Source organism: Aquamicrobium defluvii (assembly GCF_004363725.1).
In the GTDB taxonomy this organism is placed as follows: Bacteria; Pseudomonadota; Alphaproteobacteria; order Rhizobiales; family Rhizobiaceae; genus Mesorhizobium; species Mesorhizobium defluvii.
The window spans coordinates 1-18,985 of the sequence record NZ_SNZF01000046.1 but is presented as its reverse complement, the minus strand read 5'-3'; the positions used below and the strand labels follow the sequence as shown (position 1 = coordinate 18,985).

The 18,985-nt window shown below is 58.6% G+C and carries 22 protein-coding genes, 2 tRNA genes and 1 pseudogene; 7 read left to right on the top strand and 18 right to left on the bottom strand.

Annotation, left to right across the window (positions count from 1 at the left end):
- The 5 genes from DES43_RS21000 to DES43_RS20980 all read left to right on the top strand — a co-directional run.
- Positions 1–1,311: DUF3987 domain-containing protein (locus tag DES43_RS21000; protein WP_208110864.1), on the top strand; the 1,311-nt coding region annotated here is incomplete at its 5' end.
- A 436-nt stretch (positions 1,312–1,747) separates the two neighbouring features.
- Positions 1,748–2,506 carry a hypothetical protein gene (locus DES43_RS20995; RefSeq protein ID WP_035027204.1) on the top strand — a complete coding sequence of 253 codons (759 nt, stop codon included), beginning with the start codon at positions 1,748–1,750 and terminating at the stop codon, positions 2,504–2,506.
- Between the two features lie 459 nt (positions 2,507–2,965).
- Positions 2,966–3,391 carry a hypothetical protein gene (locus DES43_RS20990; RefSeq protein ID WP_133676190.1) on the top strand — a complete coding sequence of 142 codons (426 nt, stop codon included), beginning with the start codon at positions 2,966–2,968 and terminating at the stop codon, positions 3,389–3,391.
- Positions 3,392–3,404: 13 nt separating this feature from the next.
- Positions 3,405–3,692, top strand: a complete 288-nt coding sequence (locus tag DES43_RS20985) for a hypothetical protein (protein ID WP_166647797.1) — start codon at positions 3,405–3,407, stop codon at positions 3,690–3,692.
- Positions 3,692–3,925: a hypothetical protein gene (locus DES43_RS20980; RefSeq protein ID WP_035027207.1), complete on the top strand. Its 234-nt coding sequence runs from the start codon at positions 3,692–3,694 to the stop codon at positions 3,923–3,925. The genes DES43_RS20985 and DES43_RS20980 overlap by 1 nt, the downstream gene beginning before the upstream one ends.
- Before the next feature lie 393 nt (positions 3,926–4,318).
- On the opposite strand, the gene DES43_RS20975 is transcribed toward DES43_RS20980, so the two are convergent.
- The 7 genes from DES43_RS20975 to obgE form a co-directional block, all read right to left on the bottom strand.
- Positions 4,319–4,861 carry a GNAT family N-acetyltransferase gene (locus DES43_RS20975; RefSeq protein WP_166647796.1) on the bottom strand — a complete coding sequence of 181 codons (543 nt, stop codon included), beginning with the start codon at positions 4,859–4,861 and terminating at the stop codon, positions 4,319–4,321.
- Entirely contained in the window at positions 4,833–5,036 is a 204-nt protein-coding gene (locus DES43_RS20970) for a hypothetical protein (protein WP_133676186.1), read from the bottom strand. Before DES43_RS20970 ends, DES43_RS20975 begins: the two co-directional genes overlap by 29 nt.
- Before the next feature lie 384 nt (positions 5,037–5,420).
- Positions 5,421–5,495: transfer RNA gene (locus DES43_RS20965), tRNA-Glu, on the bottom strand.
- Between the two features lie 83 nt (positions 5,496–5,578).
- A complete protein-coding gene (locus tag DES43_RS20960) occupies positions 5,579–6,178 on the bottom strand; it encodes a nicotinate-nucleotide adenylyltransferase (RefSeq protein ID WP_035027237.1) in 600 nt (199 codons plus the stop codon).
- Positions 6,179–6,263: 85 nt separating this feature from the next.
- Complete coding sequence (locus DES43_RS20955) at positions 6,264–7,550, bottom strand: glutamate-5-semialdehyde dehydrogenase (protein ID WP_035027208.1); 1,287 nt, start codon at positions 7,548–7,550, stop codon at positions 6,264–6,266.
- A gap of 19 nt (positions 7,551–7,569) precedes the next feature.
- Positions 7,570–8,703 carry a glutamate 5-kinase gene (proB, locus tag DES43_RS20950; protein WP_035027209.1) on the bottom strand — a complete coding sequence of 378 codons (1,134 nt, stop codon included), beginning with the start codon at positions 8,701–8,703 and terminating at the stop codon, positions 7,570–7,572.
- Positions 8,704–8,707: 4 nt separating this feature from the next.
- The gene (gene obgE / locus DES43_RS20945; RefSeq protein WP_035027210.1) at positions 8,708–9,748 is read right to left on the bottom strand and encodes a GTPase ObgE; all 1,041 of its coding nucleotides are present in this window, start codon (positions 9,746–9,748) and stop codon (positions 8,708–8,710) included.
- Positions 9,749–9,864: 116 nt separating this feature from the next.
- On the opposite strand from obgE, the gene DES43_RS20940 reads away from it, so the two are divergent.
- Positions 9,865–10,740, top strand: coding sequence for an endonuclease/exonuclease/phosphatase family protein (locus DES43_RS20940; RefSeq protein WP_035027211.1), 876 nt, complete (start codon positions 9,865–9,867; stop codon positions 10,738–10,740).
- A 23-nt stretch (positions 10,741–10,763) separates the two neighbouring features.
- Here DES43_RS20940 and DES43_RS20935 read toward each other — a convergent pair whose 3' ends face one another.
- From DES43_RS20935 to rplU, 3 genes and pseudogenes are all read right to left on the bottom strand, one after another.
- Entirely contained in the window at positions 10,764–11,357 is a 594-nt protein-coding gene (locus DES43_RS20935; RefSeq protein ID WP_035027212.1) for a GNAT family N-acetyltransferase, read from the bottom strand.
- 124 nt (positions 11,358–11,481) lie between these two features.
- Entirely contained in the window at positions 11,482–11,751 is a 270-nt protein-coding gene (rpmA, locus tag DES43_RS20930) for a 50S ribosomal protein L27 (protein WP_035027213.1), read from the bottom strand.
- A gap of 111 nt (positions 11,752–11,862) precedes the next feature.
- Positions 11,863–12,279, bottom strand: a pseudogene (gene rplU, locus DES43_RS20925) (50S ribosomal protein L21); the annotation flags it as partial.
- 420 nt (positions 12,280–12,699) lie between these two features.
- Here rplU and DES43_RS20920 point away from each other — a divergent pair.
- Positions 12,700–12,789, top strand: a tRNA-Ser gene (locus DES43_RS20920).
- A 59-nt stretch (positions 12,790–12,848) separates the two neighbouring features.
- Here DES43_RS20920 and DES43_RS20915 read toward each other — a convergent pair.
- From DES43_RS20915 to DES43_RS20880, 8 genes are all read right to left on the bottom strand, one after another.
- Complete coding sequence (locus tag DES43_RS20915; protein ID WP_133676184.1) at positions 12,849–13,355, bottom strand: hypothetical protein; 507 nt, start codon at positions 13,353–13,355, stop codon at positions 12,849–12,851.
- Positions 13,352–13,672, bottom strand: a complete 321-nt coding sequence (locus tag DES43_RS20910) for a hypothetical protein (protein ID WP_133676182.1) — start codon at positions 13,670–13,672, stop codon at positions 13,352–13,354. The genes DES43_RS20915 and DES43_RS20910 overlap by 4 nt, the downstream gene beginning before the upstream one ends.
- The gene (locus tag DES43_RS20905) at positions 13,659–14,081 is read right to left on the bottom strand and encodes a hypothetical protein (RefSeq protein ID WP_133676180.1); all 423 of its coding nucleotides are present in this window, start codon (positions 14,079–14,081) and stop codon (positions 13,659–13,661) included. The genes DES43_RS20910 and DES43_RS20905 overlap by 14 nt, the downstream gene beginning before the upstream one ends.
- Positions 14,078–14,320: a hypothetical protein gene (locus DES43_RS20900; RefSeq protein ID WP_133676178.1), complete on the bottom strand. Its 243-nt coding sequence runs from the start codon at positions 14,318–14,320 to the stop codon at positions 14,078–14,080. Before DES43_RS20900 ends, DES43_RS20905 begins: the two co-directional genes overlap by 4 nt.
- A complete protein-coding gene (locus DES43_RS20895) occupies positions 14,317–15,060 on the bottom strand; it encodes a hypothetical protein (protein WP_133676176.1) in 744 nt (247 codons plus the stop codon). Before DES43_RS20895 ends, DES43_RS20900 begins: the two co-directional genes overlap by 4 nt.
- 692 nt (positions 15,061–15,752) lie before the next feature.
- On the bottom strand, positions 15,753–17,159 hold the full coding sequence (locus DES43_RS20890; protein ID WP_133676174.1) for a primase-helicase family protein: 1,407 nt from the start codon (positions 17,157–17,159) through the stop codon (positions 15,753–15,755).
- 158 nt (positions 17,160–17,317) lie between these two features.
- Positions 17,318–17,530, bottom strand: a complete 213-nt coding sequence (locus DES43_RS20885) for a helix-turn-helix transcriptional regulator (protein WP_133676172.1) — start codon at positions 17,528–17,530, stop codon at positions 17,318–17,320.
- Positions 17,531–17,720: 190 nt separating this feature from the next.
- Entirely contained in the window at positions 17,721–18,887 is a 1,167-nt protein-coding gene (locus tag DES43_RS20880; RefSeq protein WP_133676170.1) for a tyrosine-type recombinase/integrase, read from the bottom strand.
- Positions 18,888–18,985 lie beyond the last annotated feature (98 nt).

The window sequence follows — 18,985 nt, the reverse complement described above, 5'->3', positions numbered from 1 at the left end:
CCCTGCAATCAACCAGCAGGGGTGGGTTCAAACATGGGTCACTTCTCAATGGAAAAATCCCTCAATCCCGGGTCAGCTCTCAGCGGAAATCAACAACTGTGGGTTGCGCTGATCGGCCCGCCTTCGGCTAAGAAATCTCCAATCCTGAATGCGGCAGCTAAACCCTTGCGTGAAATAGACAGGCACAAGGTGCAGCTTTGGAGAAGTCGGTGGGCGGAGTGGAACGCACTCGATAAGACACAGAAGGCCGCAACGCCTGAACCCCTGCAAAGCCGCAAGCTGGTCGAGGACACAACCGTAGAAGCGTTGCAGGAGGCGTTGCGCGGTTCCCCTGATGGCGTCCTGTGCTTCCGTGATGAATTGTCGGGCTGGCTTGGCTCCATGGAGAAATACAGCGGGAAGGGCGGTGCAGCCGACAGGAGTGTTTGGCTAAGCAGCTTCAATGGCGGAGGCTACACCATTGACCGTATTGGCCGTGGTGGCGCGATTACTGTTCCCAATCTGAGCGTGTCTCTTGTCGGCGGCATCCAGCCCGACAGCATCCGCAAGGTTGCTGCGGATGCCGTGGACGATGGCCTGTTGCAGCGCATGTTTCCCATAGTCTTGCGATCCACGACCGTTGGCGAGGACGTTCCCATGCCGCCAGCACAGGCGAATTATGAAGTTACTGTGCATTTTCTGGTGCATGTCCGACCACCGCGTAGCGGGACATTGCAATTCGATGACGAAGCGCAAGCGATCCGGCGCAAGCTTGAAACACGTCATTCTTATTTGCAGGCACTCGAACTCTTAAATCCGAAACTTGCCAGCCACATTGGCAAACTGGACGGATTGTTCGGTCGCTTATGCGTCATTTGGCACGCTATCGAAAATTATAGCTGCCCCGATGGGTTGCCGGAGATTATCAACGGGGACATTGCCAGCCGTGTTGCCGACTTCATGACCATGTTTCTCTTGCCGCATTCGGTCGCGTTCTATGCGGGCACACTCGGCTTTAGCAATGACCATGATCGGCTGAAAGCGGTCGCGGCATACATAGTGGCGCATCGGCTCACCAAGATCACGGTGCGCGACATTGCGCGCGGCGACCGATCCATGCGGCGGCTGACAAAGCAGGACGTGCTACCGATCCTTGAACAACTGACCGCGCTCGGATGGCTTGCGGAAGAACCGGGACCGCGCGCAACGTCCGATCCGGTCTATATCGTCAACCCGATCGTGCATTCACTATTTGCGGAACGCGCGGCGCACGAGCAAGCAAGACGGGACGCTGCGAAAGCTGCGTTGGCGGAAATGTTTGGACGGAAGTGAGTTTTGTCACCATCGTCCCTTGTGCGCACACGGCGAATGAAAGAACAGGACGGCAATTAATTAAATAACAGCGTCCGCTAATTAATTAAAAGGATCGATTTTTATCTGTGTCCCATGCGCAGAAGGGACAATGGTGACAAAACTCACTTCCGTCCAAACATACGCTGCACCAAGGCGCAAACACGTCCGGAAAACATCTGGTTTTTCCTACCTGTCAAATATCCATCAAATATGCTGCCAGTGATTTTGTTTACACGTGGGTTTCGTTTGCGGTTTCCAATTCGATTTCTTTTAGGTTTCCGATGTTGATTAATAGAATTAATTCATAAAAACCGCAAGATATTGAAATACAACAATAATAATATTGTTGCCATGCAAGCAGATCGTAAGTCACTATTGACGAAGAATTCAACGAAACGTCAAAAGGACTTCAAAGATGCCTGATAACGATAGCTGGTTCAGTCTACACAGCGACCGACTTACGATGCGCATGCCGGGGGGCGGCTCCATCGCGGTTCCGTTTGATAGCCTCGCTAACACGCGGTTGGCCAATCCGGAATCTGCCGCCTCGCGGGCCCTACAGCGGGCCGGCACGCGCATTCTAGGGCTAATGCGGGACTACGAACCTCAGCCGAAAATACAGCGCCAGTTCCTTCATCATGACCGACCGGACGTGATCTCAAATCTGCGCAACCTCTATACGGCTACCGCGCGGCTGCATAAGGAAGCAGAGGACACCGTAGCCTCATGGCTCAAAGTCGAGAACCTATCCGACCTGCGGGCTGCGACGATCCTCTCCACATTACAAGGCCAGAAGCAGGCCGAACTCGTTAAACGGGCGCATGCAGACGCGACAGTTGCTGCCGTTGTGCTGGACCCCGTTTTCTATGCTGCACTTGGGTTGGATGAAGCGAGCCGCCCGCAACTGGAACGCTCAATTGCGCACGCAAACTTGACGCGGCTGCATCTCGCCTCGCCGTCAGCGCGCCGCCCTTCGCTGTCTGATCCAATGGCCGAAAAGCCGGATGCACAATATGCGGCCCGCATGGCCGATATCCAGATGGCCGGTGTCGATACAATGCGGGCAGAAGTGTCAGCGGGCTTGCAATGGATCGGTGCTGCAACCGCGTTCGTCGCCGGCATGAGCGAAGATACGCCGGCTGCCGTCTTCGATGCGGTCGCGGCGGCAGCCTGATATGCGTCGGGGCCCGCATTTACCGTCCACCGTGACGCTGCCGCTGGCATCCACCGCTTCCGCCGAGACAATGCGCATCTGTCTCGGCGGGCAGTCTCGCCAGACGCTGCACAACTGGCATAGGCTCTATGACTTCCCCAAATCGGTCGGCGCGAATTCGGACAGGTTTTATCTCGTTGCCGAAGTCGAGCGGTTTTGTTTCGCACACGGCAGCAGTGTCGAGTGGGTATAACCAATGAGTGTTCGTCATCATCTTCCGTCCACGGTAATTTTGCCAGCAGCAGAGCGTGCGCCACTCGCAGAATTGCAGCGAGCGTTAGGCGGCGTCACGCTCGCTCAATATCAGCGCTGGCTTGGCCGCAAAGGCCTACCGGGGCCCGACCAGAAGGGGGTCGTGAATGTGGAGCGGGTGCACGCGTGGCTGCTCGCCCGTAACGTGAATGTGGAGCGTGCGGACCGATGACCGAAAAACCCGCTACAAATAGCGCTACTGTCCACCAATTGCAGCGTTTGCCAGATGGGCGTTTCGCACCGGGTTCCGGTGGCCGTATTCCCGGTTCAAGGAACCGCATATCGTCCGATGCACTCGCCGCCGTACGCAGTATGAAGGATGAGGCAATTGCTCAGTTGCGGACGCGGCTACAGGCTGGGGACTGGTCAGCATTACAGTTCATCCTAGAGCGAGTGCTGCCGAAAGGCCGTCCAATTGAATTGGACAGCGCAACACCATCGGCAATCACCGACGCACTGATTAACGGCACGATCACCAGTGAGGAAGCAAAGAACCTCGCAACCGTTCTCGAAAAAATAGCAGCAATCGCGCAAGTCACAGAGTTGCACGACCGTATCGAAAAGCTTGAAGCGATAGCCAATGAGAAGAAATGATCTGTGGCGAAGATTGGACGCGCTAGAACATCAGCTAATCTCGCCGCTTGAGCGCCGAATAGAGCAATTGAGCCCGGCTGATCTCGTTGCCTACCAGCGCTGGAAACAACAATGCCGGGATCACTATCGAGAATATACCGGCGACAGTTATTTCAACGATTGGCTGGATGGTAAAATCCGTCGCCCAAAATTACCGAAACGCATCGATAGACAGCTTCATCCCGGCTGGCCGATAATAACAGGCGGAATGTTGCTTTCTGACGTAGCAGAGAAATACAGGAACATACTTGAGGAATCGTAATGAAAGCCGTGAATTACATAATAACGAAGCGCCGTATCGCCCTGTGCGTTAAGGACAACCGCATAGAAGCCGTCGCGACCGCCAAGCGGGCGTCCATGCTTCGCGAAGTTTTGGGTCATCCGATTGACGTGCGGGAACTGCGCCCGGCTGAACGCGATCAACAAACGTGGTTCGACCCGCGCGAACAAGTCTTGCATCTCTCGCCGGTTTGCGTGTTCGACCTTGCAGCGTGACTGGCAGCGGAGGGTCGGTTTAACCCACCCAAATCGCGGATTGGCTGGCGCGGCAAACTCGGCGAGTTCGACCGTTGGTTTGATAATCGCCCAAACGGAAACGGCGACACAATCCCGTCCATGCTTCGCGAAGCGGCGGCAATCCTCGCCGGCAAGCGTCTGGAAGGCGAGGACGAACTACTCCGCCGCCAGACATTCGACTGCGATCCAGGTATATGGGCCGCTTTGCACGGCATTGCGGCATCAGGCGGTGGGTTTCATCCACCTGCAACAATCGCAGTGGAATGATTGGGACAGTGCCAGCCATCCGATCTATCCCGTCGCCTCCTGTAGCAATCTAGATGATGGGAGTTTTGGCGGGCGATGACATGAACAATCCATCTTAGAACGGGCTCATCGCTCCATCAAAGCAAGTATATCTGCAACAGGATAGAGCATTTTCGGCTGCTCATCATCGCTATATTTAGCAAAACCAAGGCTTTCGTAAAAAGCTGTCGATTCCCTATCAAGAGATTGTAGGGTTAAAGCGTATAAACCGGCACACTGTGCTATTTTAGCCACTTTCTCAAAGACATCCATCAGCAAGTGTGACCCAAGGCCTTGCCGTTGGTGGTCTTCATGAACGCCGATAAAACTCATATGAACTGCTGGAAATGCGACTCGATTTTTCGTGTAATCATCTCGCTGCTTTATAAAATCCGAGACAGTGTCCGAGCCAAGTGAAAGAGCATAGTATCCGATCACTGGCCGTGTATCACCGACATGAGCGCAAAATACACGTTGCTCATGCCGGGATACGGTTTTCTTTGCTTTATTTTTGAGGAAGCGATCTATCGGCGTTTTGCCGCAACTGAAAGAGTTATATGAAGCTTCGCTAGAGAACGGTCGGATTTGGACTTCCGATAAATTAAGCCGCTTCCCCGACGTTGCTGCCACTATTTGCTTCCAGATAACGTTCGCGCATAGCTAGCAGCTTTGCATTTGGTCCGCCATTGCGATTATGCACTTGACGCACGAATTCTGCTGCTTCTCTCTGATTGCGAAACATTAGCTTGCCATTGCGGCGCGCCAACGAATTCCACCAATTCATAAAGCATTCGATGACTGACATTTCATGCTCCTTTTTGGTTTCTACGTTGACATTCTATGTGTGCGCACTCAACTAGCACATTGACGAAATTATCGCAACGTGATACGAGCCTCGCATCTCGGCTCGTATCACGCAACCTCTGCCTTGCCCTTGTTTATTTAACGGGGCACTTCCGAGTTCGTTCCTTGAGCGTCCATCATCGCTAAGTGGGAATTTCTCACACAGATGTTAATACCACATTATGACGCAAGAGAATGTCTGCGCTTTCGGTGATTGAAAGCACTGTCATCGAACTGGACCCGAGCAACGCTCATAAGGACGCACATGTTCGGCAATGTCCAAGCATGTATATTTGACGGTTATTGGATAACCGTCTCGCACATCTAGCTAACTCGTTGATTTAATTGGTACGCCCAAGGGGAATCGAACCCCTGTTTGCGCCGTGAGAGGGCGCCGTCCTGACCGCTAGACGATGGGCGCAGCCAAGGTCCGCGATATAGGCTGACGAATCGGAAAAAGCAACAGGGGCAAGCCCTGTTTTCCGAAGATGCACGAGAAAAGCTTCAACGCCGCTCCCCGCTGGCATGGCCGTTGCGGATCGCGGTCGATGAGAGCGTCGAGCGCGGCCCGTGGATGAAGGTCCATGCCGGCGCCTTCATGCGGGCAAGGCGCGGTGCGTCCGCTTCATCCACGCGCGCATAGTCGAAGGTCCTGGCGACGATCGACGACAGGAAGGAGAGCGTCGCACCAGGACGGTCGATGACGGCGATGGGAAACGTCAGCATGATCTCGCGCCAGCGTTCCCAGCGGTGGAAATCGCGCAGGCTGTCGGCTCCCATGATCCACACGAAATCCACACCGGGATTGCGGGCGCGCACCAGCGCCAGCGTATCGGCCGTGTAGCGTATATGGTAAGCCGCCTCGAACGCCGTGACCTTGATGCGCGGGTTCGGTGTGATGGCCTCCGAGCGTTCGACGCGTTGGCCCAGCGGCGCCAGCTCACGCGTGCTTTTCAGCGGATTGCCGGGCGTCACCATCCACCATAGCTGGTCGAGCGCCAGACGGCGCAGCGCGATGTCCGCCACCAGTACATGGCCGGCATGCGGCGGGTTGAACGAGCCGCCGAAGAGACCGATCTGCATGCCCTTCTCGACATGCGGCATGCGCAGATAGGCGGCCGGCACCGGCTGTTCGGGCATGATTTCCCCGCCTCCTCCCGATCGCCGGTCTACGGCCGTGCCGGAACGGTCAAGGCCGCACCTGGCCCGACCCGCGCACCCGGTATTTGAAGGAGGTGAGCTGCTCGACGCCTACAGGTCCGCGGGCATGCATCTTGCCGGTGGCAATGCCGATCTCGGCCCCCATGCCGAACTCGCCGCCGTCCGCGAACTGGGTCGAGGCATTGTGCAGGAGGATCGCCGAATCGATCTCGTTGAAGAATTTTTCGACCGTCGCCGCGTCCTCGGCCACGATGGCCTCGGTGTGGTGCGAGGAGTATTTTTCGATGTGCCCGATGGCACCGGCAACGCCGTCCACCAGCTTCGCCGAAATGATGGCGTCGAGATATTCCGTGCGCCAGTCCTGCTCCGTCGCCGGTTCGGCATCGGCAAACGCGGCCCGCACCTCGTCGTCGGCGCGGATCGCGCAACCCGCGTCACGCAGGGCTTCCAGCACAGGCACCAGATGAGTGGAGGCGACCGCCCGGTCGACCAGCAGCGTCTCGGCCGCGCCGCAAATGCCGGTGCGGCGCATCTTGGCGTTCACCGCCAGCTTCACCGCCATGTCGAGGCTGGCGGACTTGTCGATATAGATATGGCAGATGCCTTCCAGATGCGCGAACACCGGCACGCGCGCTTCCGTCTGCACCCGCTCCACCAGACTGCGGCCGCCGCGCGGAATGATGACATCGAGATTGCCGCCGAGCCCCTTCAGCATTTCGCCGACGGCGGCGCGGTCGCTTACCGGCACGAGCTGAATGGCGTCCTGCGGCAGGCCGGCGGCCTCCAGACCTTCGACAAGGCAGGCGTGAATGGCGCCCGACGAATTCAGCGAATCCGAGCCGCCGCGCAGGATCACCGCATTGCCGGCCTTGAGGCAGAGCGCACCGGCATCGGCGGTCACGTTCGGACGGCTTTCATAGATGACGCCGACGACGCCGAGCGGCGTGCGCACGCGCTCGATATGCAGCCCGTTCGGGCGGTCCCACTCAGCGATGACGTCGCCTACCGGATCGCGCAGCTCGGCAATCGCCCTGATGCCGTCGGCAATGGCGCGGATGCGCTGTTTGTCGAGCTTCAGCCGGTCGAGCATGGCGGCAGACAGGCCCGCTTCCGCGCCATTGGCCATGTCGAGGGCGTTGGCGTTCAGGATTTCCTGCTCCCGCCGGACGATGGCCCCGGCCATGGCGACAAGCGCGGCATGCTTGCGCTCGGCGGTGGCGATGGCCAGTGGCCGGGCGGCGGCACGCGCCCTGCGGCCGATCCCGGCCATCAGCGCCACGGTGTCCTGATGGGCTTCTTCGTTCACGTTCAGCATGTTCCGAACTCCGCCACAGCTAGATTTCAAATCCGTTGCCATTCACCACGAGGTCATCGCGGTGGATCATGGCCGAGCGCGCCTCGTAACCCAGAACGGCCTCGATCTCCGTCGTTTTCAGCCCCGCGATTCTTACGGCATCGGCGGCATCGTAGGCAACCAGACCGCGCGCGATCTCGCGGCTGTCGGGCGCGAGGATCGCCACCGTGTCGCCACGCGAGAAATTGCCGGACACCTGCCGCACGCCGGCCGGCAGCAACGATTTGCCGGACAACAGCGCCTTGACCGCGCCGTCATCCACCGTCAGCCGCCCGGCCGGTTCGAGCTGGCCGGCGATCCAGGTCTTGTAGCCCTTGACCGGATGCACGCTCGGCCTGAACAGCGTGGCGCGCTCGCCGCGCTCGATCGCCATCAGCGGCGACTGGCGCGTGCCGGCGGTGATGATCATGGCCGTGCCCGCCCCGGTCGCGATCTTGCCGGCATCGAGCTTGGTGCGCATGCCGCCGCGCGACAGTTCGGAGGCGGCGGCACCCGCCATCGCCTCGATGTCGGGCGTGATGCGCTCGACCACCGGAATGAACGCGGCGTTCGGATCCAGCGCCGGCGGCGCGGTGTAGAGCCCGTCGATGTCGGACAGCAGCACCAGCAGGTCGGCGCCCATCATGGTGGCGACACGGGCCGCCAGCCGGTCGTTGTCGCCATAGCGGATTTCCGAGGTGGCGACGGTGTCGTTCTCGTTGATGACCGGCACCGCCTTCATCTTGAGCAATGTCGAGATGGTGGCGCGGGCATTGAGATAGCGTCGCCGCTCCTCGGTATCGCCCAGCGTCAGCAGGATCTGGCCGGATGTCAGCTCATGCCTGGCCAGCGCCTCGGCCCATGCGCCGGCCAGTGCGATCTGGCCAACGGCGGCAGCAGCCTGGCTTTCCTCCAGCTTCAGCGCCCTGCGCCCAAGGCCGAGCATGGTGCGGCCGAGCGCGATGGCCCCCGACGAGACGACGAGGATTTCCGCACCGTTTGCCGTCAGCGCGCCGATGTCATCGGCCAGCGAGTCCAGCCAGTCGCGCTTCAGCCCCCTGCTGCGGTCGACCAGAAGGGCCGAGCCGATCTTCACCGTGATCCGCCGATAATTCTTCAGTGAAAGAGCGGTCATGCGGTCAGGCTTTCCAGCGGTTGTCGACATCGTTCGCGCCGGGCGCGGCTTCTGCCCGCGCCTCTTCCACCACACCCATCAGGGCGCGCAGAACAGCCTCCACGCCCTCGCCGGTCGCGGCCGAAAGCAGATGAGGAGTCGTCCCGCAGGCACGCTTCAGGGCCGCCAGCTTCTTCTTGCGTTCATCCGCATCGATCGTGTCGACCTGGCTGAGCGCGACGATCTCCGGCTTGTCGGCCAACCCATGCCCATAGGCTTCCAGCTCGCCCCGGACCGTCTTGTAGACCTTGCCCGGATGTTCCTCCTGCGCCGAAACCAGATGCAGCAGCACCCGCGTGCGCTCGACATGACCGAGGAAACGGTCGCCGATGCCGACGCCCTCATGCGCGCCCTCGATCAGTCCCGGAATGTCGGCGATCACGAATTCGCGCGCATCGACGCGCGCCACCCCGAGCCCCGGATGGAGCGTCGTGAACGGATAGTCCGCGATCTTCGGCTTGGCCGCCGTGACCGTGGCGAGGAAGGTGGACTTGCCGGCATTGGGCAGGCCCACCAGACCGGCATCGGCGATCAGTTTCAGCCGCAGCCAGATGCTTTTCTCCACGCCGGGCAGACCGGGATTGGCACGGCGCGGCGCCTGATTGGTGGAGGTCTTGAAATGCTGGTTGCCGAAGCCGCCATTGCCGCCTTTGGCCAGCAGGAAGCGCTGCCCCGGTTCGGTCAGGTCGCAGATCAGCGTCTCGTTATCATCCTCGAAGATCTGCGTGCCAGCAGGCACCTTCAGCACAACATCCGCGCCTTTTGCCCCGGTGCGGTTGCGGCCCATGCCGTGCACGCCGGTCTGCGCCTTGAAGTGCTGCTGGTAGCGGTAGTCGATCAGCGTGTTGAGCCCGTCGACGGCCTCGGCCCAGACATCGCCGCCGCGGCCGCCGTCGCCGCCGTCCGGCCCGCCGAACTCGATGAATTTTTCGCGGCGGAACGATACCGCGCCGGCACCGCCTTCGCCGGAGCGAATGTGAACCTTGGCCTGATCGAGGAATTTCATCGGACTGTGCCGCTTTCGCTGCTATTGCGTTTCATGAAAGTGCCCTTCACTAGCCTAAGGTGCGGCGAAGCGCGAGGCCGGGCATGGCGATTCTGGCATGCGACAGGGAGAATTGAATGAAGCTGGTGACCTACAACGTGCAGTTCGGCGTCGGGCGCGACGGCAAGGTGGGACTGGAGCGCATTGCCGCCAGCGTCGCCGGGGCAGACATCATCGCCCTGCAGGAAGTCACCCGCAACTATCCGACCAATGGCGGCATCGACATGGTGGCGGGCCTCACAGCGCTGTTGCCCGACCATCACCATGTCTATGGCGCGGCCATGGACATCGACTTCGGGGCGATGGTTCCCGACCCGCCGAAGCCGGCCCCATCCCGGCAGGCATTGCGCTTCCAGTTCGGCAACATGCTTCTGTCGCGCTGGCCGATCGTCTCCTGCCGCAACCTGTTCCTGCCGCGCAGCCGCACCTACGACAAGGCCAATCTCCAGCGGTCCGCGCTTGAGGGGCTGATCGTCACGCCCCTCGGACCTCTGCGCATCTACAGCACCCACCTCGACCACGTCAGCGCCGAGGAGCGGATCATGCAGATCCGCCACCTGAAGGAACGCGTCTTCGCCTATCCGATGGAGGGTGGCGCCATCACCGGCGCCGGCGAATACGGTTTTCCCGAACCGCCCTGCCCTGACGACTTCGTGCTCATGGGCGATTTCAACATGCGCCCCGGCGAGCCCGAATATACCGAAATGACCGGTGCGCCCGACACGCTGTTCGGCCGCCGCATCGTCGCCCATCACCCGGTCGATGCCTCGCGCCTTGCAGGTCCCGCCCCGGAGGGAAGTGTGAGCTGGACCGATCTTTCCGGCGCCGGCAAGCATTCGCGGCTCGACTACTGCTTCGTCTCCGCAGGTCTTGCCGGCCGGGTCAGGGATTGCTGGATCGACAACGACGCCGACGGCTCCGACCACCAGCCGGTGTGGACGGTGGTTGAGTAAACCATCGGCGTCGCGTTTGTCGCTCACGAGCGCGCCCAGGAACGCAGGCTGGACCAGGTGCGGCGGTCGAGCCGGTAGCGCTCGACCGGCACCTTGCCGACGACCAGCGAATTCAGCATGCCCTGCCCCGCATACTGGAAACCGCACTTGTGAATGACGCGCCGGGAAGCCGGATTGATGACCCGGCACGATGCATGCAGCGCGTTGATGTCGGTTGCCCGGAAAGCGAGATCGACCAGCGCATGCGCCGCCTCGGTGGCGTAGCCCTTGCCCCAGAAGGGTTCGCCGACCCAGTAACCGAGTTCCAGCCCGCGCTCGTTGCGGGTCAGGCCCGCGCAACCGACCAGCGCGCCATTGTCCGCAAGGGTCAGCGCATAGACCGCGCCGCCAAGACCGGCCAGCTTGCTGGTGGCGATGAAGCTGCGCGCTTCGGCCTCGCCATAGGGGTGCGGCATGCGTCCGAGCATTTCGGCGACCCGGCGGTTGTTCGCGAGTTCGCTCAGATCCTCGACATCCTCCTCATGCGGGGCGCGCAGGACGAGACGCTCGGTGACGAGCACCGGGCAATCTATTCTCAGATCGTAGTAATCTTCGGCGTCTTCCTTCTCGACGACCATGGCCTGATCCCTCCAGGGCAAAGAAAAAGGGGAGATGGCGACCCATCTCCCCTGATCCTTTTCTGGTCTCTGGCCAGACACCGGTTCCCGAGATGGGGCGCCGGTGTTGTGGTGCGGAAACCGGCTACTCCGCGGCTTTCGGCATCGGGTTTACCGATACATAGGTTCGGCCGTTGGCTTTTTTCGCAAACGACACGGCACCTGCTTCAAGAGCGAAAAGGGTGTGATCCTTGCCCATGCCGACGTTGACGCCGGGATGCCACTGGGTGCCGCGTTGACGAATGATGATGTTGCCGGGAATCACGGACTCCCCGCCGAACTTCTTCACGCCAAGGCGCTTCGACTCTGAATCGCGACCGTTGCGCGACGAACCGCCAGCTTTCTTGTGTGCCATCTTGGTGCTCCTTTGCGCCGTTTCAGGCGCCTGCAATCTCTATGAACGCGTTGGCGTTCCGTTTCAAGCCTGCCGCGGCGGCAAGAACCGCCTCCGGCGTCTCAATTACTCGGCCGCGTCCTCGGCCTTCGCCTTCTTGGGCGCTGCCTTTTCCTTCTTCGGCGCGTCTTCCTTGACCTCAGCCTTGGCAGCCGCCTTCTTCGAAGGCTTGGCGCCGCCGGTCAGGATCTCCGAGATCCGCACGGCGGTGAACTGCTGGCGATGGCCGATCTTGCGGCGCGAATTCTGGCGGCGGCGCTTCTTGAACGCGATGACGGTGCGGGCCTTGCCCTGTTCCACGATTTCGGCGGCGACGGTGGCGCCTTCCACGAACGGCGCACCGATGACGACATCGTCACCCTCGCCATGCGCCAGAACCTGGCCGATCTCGACGATGTCGCCGACCTCGCCCGAAACCTTCTCGATCTTCAGCACGTCGTTGGCGGCCACGCGATACTGCTTGCCGCCCGTTTTGATGACTGCGAACATTTTTTGCCTTTCGCTGTTCGGTCGGCCTTGTGACCCCTGGTCCTTCCGGATCGCCCTTTCGGACGCTGCACTCCGGAACCGGCGGATCGGCCGTCTTTTTGTCAGTCTGCGGGTTCAATAAACAAGAGGCGCAGGCCGCAGCCCACGCCATTTGCGCGCCGTCCCTAACCGAACGATGTGCCGAAGTCAAGGAAAACCGCGTTTCCCGCAACAGGCGCAGGCGATGCCACCTGAAGCGCACGCCATATTTGCGCCCCTTCCCTTCGCCGCCCGCTCACCCGTGTTTCGCCCATCTCCCTCCGGCAATCCGGATCGCGGAAGCCTGTCGACGAAACGTTTGAACTACGCCTTATTTGGCCTTGTATCCGGAAGCGACTGCCGCTATCTAGTGCGCCGCCGGTAACGGTCGACCACCATTGCGGAGAAGTGGCAGAGTGGTTGAATGCACCGCACTCGAAATGCGGCATGGGTGCAAGCCCATCGGGGGTTCGAATCCCTCCTTCTCCGCCATTGTCAACTGAAAAAGCCATTATTTTCAAAGTGTTTATGGTGAAGCGGTTGGCGGCCAACTAATCAAGCTGGTAATCACTTTCCGGTGCGGCCATCTTCCTGATTTCCGCCCAGTCCGAAGATCGTAGCCGCAATTCCCCATCCACAATGCGTTGGGTTTCGGCATCGGCAGGTGGGAGACGGTTCGGCCATACAAGCCGGGGGTACACCTCATCAACCCAGTGCGTCACGCGCTTGCGGTCATCGCCAGTGAAAAGCCGTCCGACCGATTCGGAAGTGGTATCAAGCCCTTCACGCTGCATGGCGCCGGCGAAGATCAGCCGCCAAAGAGTGTGGCCGCTGATCAGCAACCGACCGTCACCCGCATCTTCGAACATTCCCAGAATCAAGCCGTCATCGAATCCGAGCCGTTGATATCTGGGGCAACGCTGCGAGATTTGCGCCCATGTGTCGCCGCGTCCTGTACGCAGATAGCGGTCGCGGGTGCCGTAGTCGTGCAGCATCCCTTGTGCGAAGAAGAAAGCGATGGGCTCAGGATTTTCGATTGTGAGTGTTTGCACTTTCATCGTTCTACGCCTTCCAACGCGCGCCGATACTTTTCGGCGGCGTCTGCAATATTGTCGTTTGAGGTAATTATCTGTGCGCCGGGGAATAATTGCCGCTCCACATGTCTTGCGAGTTGCGGCCCGCCGCGTCCTGTACGCAGATAGGCGGCGAACTGCTCACCCGGCGCGAACTGGCGGCTCCACGCAATGCGTTCGCGCTTCCACGTTTCGTAGGCGGCACGATCAGCAGGTGTCAGGGTTTCCAGCCGGCGTTGCAGTGGGCTTATCAGCTTGCTTTCCAGCGCGTCCAAGCGCGACAAGAGTTTACCGTGCCGCATTTGCGGCTTGCTCCAACTTATCTAGGCGTTCACGGATTACGTCCCATTCTTCAATGTTCGCCATTTTCTCCAATGACGTAACAATTTCTTTCAATTCAGACGTAGAAATATCACCATTTTTGAACGCTTCTCGTACGTCATCTGTTGTTAAATCTTCAAATTCAATTGCGCGAGAATTGGACGGAATTATCTTATTTAGACAAAATTCTATCGCCCATCGCTCTTTAGCGATAATTGCTTGATGGAGTGCTTCAAGCGCTTCCGGTCCAAAACTTCGGATTTTTTCCAAGGTTCCACGCGCTTTGCCCTTCGCACCTTTCGGGCGTCCGGGGTTATTTGCAGACGTAAAACGGCCTCCCGCATCGCGGCCATGAACAACGGTAAAAGAACGGACAGGATCGGTCGTCATAACCACTCAACTTTCGTACCATGTCGAACCAGCCAAGCCGCTACGTCGCGCGTCCGCAATTGCTGCTTGCCGTCGATCAGCGATGTTTGCGGGAAACCATGTCGCTGGCGATATGCGTACAGCACTTGCCGGCTCCAACCTGTTAGCCGCAGTAGATCGCCGCTTGTCATCGTGACCGCTGCCGGGAGCCAAATCACCCCCGGCAATTTCTGCGGTCCATGGCTGACCGGCAGGTTCATGCCGTCCATTCCGCCCAAACCGTATCGATACTCTTGCCAGTGGCAGCCGCAGCCAGCCGAACGACGCCTTGCAGCAATTCCCCTGCGAGTTTCACCCGCTCCGCTCGGGCAAGGAATGCGGCAAGTTGTGGTCGAACAGCGGCCATTGCGGCGTCCTGATCGGCACCGACAGCAAGCGGGTTATCGAAGGTCGGCTTGACGCTGTAATCAGCTTGCGAGCCGGTCCGAGCCAAATAACCGAGAAGTATGTGCCGCTCCATCACATCAGCGACAACTCGTTCGGGCAGTTCCAGCCGGTCCAGATCGCCATGGCGGACGAGTGCAGACGATTGCTCAAATGAAAGGTTGGCGACTGCGCTGATACGCTGTGGTGCGTCCATGGTAGCTAGCGATTGGACGAACCGGCTTTCATACGCCGCGTCCGTCAATGGGCCGGGCTGGCGCGCCTTTGCGTCGGCTTCCGCAACTGCACGTGCTTCGACCAGCAGCGGCCTATGGGCGCTCCGAAAGGCGGATTTGAGGTGATTGGCGACAACAGTGCCGTTCGCCTCGGCAACGGCCTCAGGCTGGTAGACGGCACTGTTGCTGGCGATCCCCGCGATGGTGGCGCTCAGAGCCGTCTCAAGCACCTCTACGGGTTTTGCAATTTCGCCTGCTCGCAGATCGGACGGTACAAACGCAATGGCGTCCTCTACGCCATAGATCGTGCCGCGTGGCGTAGGTTCTTTCCGGGTTCGCATAGGTGATGTCGTCCTTCTGTTTGCTCACCAGAAGGATCGCCATCGAAACCGTCTAAGTCAACAAGTATTGACAGTATTAGCGTCTTGTTTAACGAGACATGTATATGTGATTATTATCAGATATTTAGTTTATTTTTGAAACTTGGCTTTCGATCTGAAATATAAATTATCGGAAATTTTCTGGAAATCGAATTAGAAACAGGAAATCAACTCGAATAAACGCACTGATCGGTTATTGGAAACGGTGGGTAGATTCGATTAGCAACTAATCGGAAACCGAAAACGCAATTGAAATTGCTTAATAATCGGCTCCGGCGTAGAGGACTGGCGCTCTGTAGCAGTCAGTCAGTCGGCTGCTTAACACGGCGTCCTAATCGGCCTGATCGCGCTCTAATTGGCCGTCAATCAGGACGTACAATTTCCCTTATATTTCAATGATTTAACCTATATACGTCCCAATCGGCCTAAACTTTCTATATAGAGGGGAAAAAAATATAGATATGTAGGTATAGGGGTATATAAGTAGGGGAAATCGGGCCGATCAGGACGGCGCGAAATACCCGTTTAAAATCAGCATGTTATGCGGCGTCCTAATCCGCGTCCTGATCCCGTCCCAAAGTCGCTTTGAGAATTAACGGCCAATTGCTGCAATTAACGGGCCTCTCTGTAAATTACAGCAATTGCTATAATTGCTATTCGTAGCCTTGTGACCTTCCATAATCCGCCAGACTGGCATTTGGCGACGTGTTCCACAGCCACGGCCTCTTTGTGGGATTAGCTGGATCGTCCTGCATGTACCCACGCCCGGCCTTGCCGATCCGGTGATAGCCCAGTTCCTCAATCGCCTGTCCAAGTGACCGGCTGGCTACTGTCTTGCGCTGCCCGGCTAGGAGGCGCTGCACGGCGGCGGTGCTGATCCAGCCACCCCGGAAGCCATTGGCCTCACCTTCCACGGCTTCCATAATTAGCTGTGCGAGCCAACCACGGCTCTCGATCAACGCAGCATCAAACGATGATGTGATCGGCGCGCGCTGGCTGATTGCACCGCGCTCTATGGGATAGGCCATCAGCCATCCCGCCACGGCCTTTAAGCCGTACAGATGCCCGCCGTTCGGATGGTCGCCGAGCCAGCCATAGAGCCGTCCGAAGTAGGCATCGTCCATGCCGCGTGCGGCAAGATCAGATGTCGATTGAATTGCCGAATAGAAGATAGCAAACCGCCGTCCATTCCGATGAATTGGAATTGCATCTTTGTGGTTCGAAAGGAACAGCCAGTTTCCGGGCGTGTCGCCCATACGCTGATTTGAGCCTTTGCCTTCGATTTCAAGTTGAGTTTCTGTGACGAAAGGTTTCAGCGTTTCAACCATGTCACGTTTTTCATCAGTCTTGATTTCATCGACAAGGAAAAATAGGCGTCCCTCCATCCACGCATTGAATTTGCTGCCACTGTCATTGAGTTGCTTGGCTTTCGGCTCGTAGAAATAATGCGAGCCGATAGCATAGCGCATTACTTGCTTGATAACGTTCTTGCCGACGCCTTCGGTCGATTGAATGAGCGGAGCCCATGGAATTTTATAGCCGGGGTATTTCACACAATGCGCCAGATATTCGACCAGCGCGCGCCGGTCGTTTGGGTCGGGCAGGAGCAGTTCCAGATGACGTAGGAACGGCGTCACGTCGCCGGGAATGGTTTCGATGTTCGCTGGCACGTATGTGTTGACGTACGTGCGGCCCAATGCGTCGGTGCTTATTTCTCCGGTCGGGCGTACGGGTAAGAACCGCGTGCCATCCACCTTCGGCACAGTCCACAATGGCGAATTGGTCGCCGCCTCCCATGCTCGATTTGTGGTCTTGCCGTTCGGATCGATGACGAACAGCTTGCCGCCGTATGCAGCGTTGAAGGCGTCTGGCCCGTATCGAATGCCACGCGGTCCTATGATCCGGTTTTCCGGCCCGACCAGTGTGCAGCCTGCAAACCATTGCCGGCACTCCATTTCGCCAAGGATTGGCACGTTATCGAGTGCGTTGGCGAATGCTGTAGCGCGTAGGATGCTCAGAAAAGCAGGTAGATTGCCGATTGTAGACGGAATGGGTATCATGCTGGTCATCCAACTGCATTTCGCCCGGTGCCGTCCGTATCGACGCGCCGGGCTTTTCTTTAGCGGAGGAACCGTCCTCCACAGTTTCACGGATAAGGAATTGAAATTATTGGGAGCAACAATTGCGGCGGCTGGAAACCAACCGATGCAACCAACAATCAAGCGGCAAATCGCTGCTTTGAGGCCGCTTCTCGCTGGCGCATCAGCCACGCATGGGCGTCGGCGCGCAGATAGGCGACACGGCGCATGGAGATGTGAAGCTTCGGCGGAAACGTGGGATCGGCCTTCTCAAGCCGCTGGCGGGTCGTGTCGCTGATGCCGAGAAGGGCGCAAAGCTGGTCGCGTGTGATGAGGGTCGTATGGTCGGACATGATGATGCCTCGCGGAAATCGCTGGTTTTCAGGGATTGCGGGCATCCGCTCGCGAGCGCCGGTCCAAGCGGCTTAGGTCATCCGACCATTGCGCCATCGAATAATCGACGGCTCCTTACCGTAACCATGGGATAGCCCCAGTAGTCAAGCCTAATCATAAAGAAAAAAAGCCCGCCGAAGCGGGCTTTATTCAAGCTGCAATATCTATTTCATTTACAGCTATATATCGTTTCCACTTAATTTCGTATTCAGTTCCTTTCATTGTCAGATAATCGCACCAATGTTGCATGAGAATAGCGCGTCGTTCAAAAGCTTCACCGCGTCGATATGCGGCTTCCGTTTTGTTTCCGATGGTGTGAGCAAGCGATGCTTCTGCGATTTCCGATGAATGCAAAGTCACGTCCGTAATCCAGTCACGGAATGACGAACGGAAACCGTGAACCGTCCAACCGTGGCCCTTCATGCCGCGCAGCACTTCAAGCATAGCCATGTTCGATAGCGGCCTGCCGCGCTTGGCACCGGGAAATACATACTTGTCGCCCTGAAACCGTGGCTGCGTCCGCAGCAATTCGACTGCCGCGCTGGACAACGGCACGCGGTGTTGCCGTCCTGCCTTCATCCGCTCCGCTGGAATGATCCACACTGCGGCGTCCAGATCGATCTCGGACCATTCGGCCTGCAAGCACTCATTGGTTCGGACGGCGGTCAGGATGGTAAGTGCGAGCGCCCGCGAACTGAAATCCCGCTTGCCTAGCAGCGCCTGCACGATTGCTGGCACGTCCCGGTACGGAAGGGCTGCGAAGTGATCCCCCGCCGACTTGTCCTTTGCCAGCCAGTGTTCCAGCCCGTCTTTCCAGATTGCCGGATTTACATGCCCCGTCCACAGCGCGCGAATATCACGGTCGCCGCTACCGACACCTTTCGACTTTGCCGCACTGATGATTTTCTCAATGCGCATCCGTACGCGGCTTGCCGTCTCCGGTACGCTGTCCCAAAGCGGCGCTGCTCTCTTGCTGTTCCGTTTCCGATGCGGCTGTTGCAGAACGCGCAGCACGTCCTCAATACCTATCTCATGCGGGCGCATGTTGCCGATGTGCGGGTAGACGAACTGCGTGAGCGTGCTTTCCCACTGGTCCGCGTGCTTTTCGTTCTTCCAGCCGCCGCGTTGTGAGGCAATGTAGCCTTCGGCCACTTCCCGGAATGTCTCGCCGGTGTTCGCTGGTGCGGCACCGTTGGCCTTACGCTGCGCAAGCGGATCGACGCCACCTTTGACCAGATCGCGCAATTCAAGCACGCGCAGTTCGAGCTTCTTATAATCCGCATCGCTGATCGGGTCCGAATGCGGTTGCAACGTCATCACTGTGATTTTTCATGGAATGAGGACCCCAGTTGAGGGGTAATTTTCGTCCAAACGGGACCCCTTAACGTGGGGTCATCAAAGTGCGTCCGGTTTGA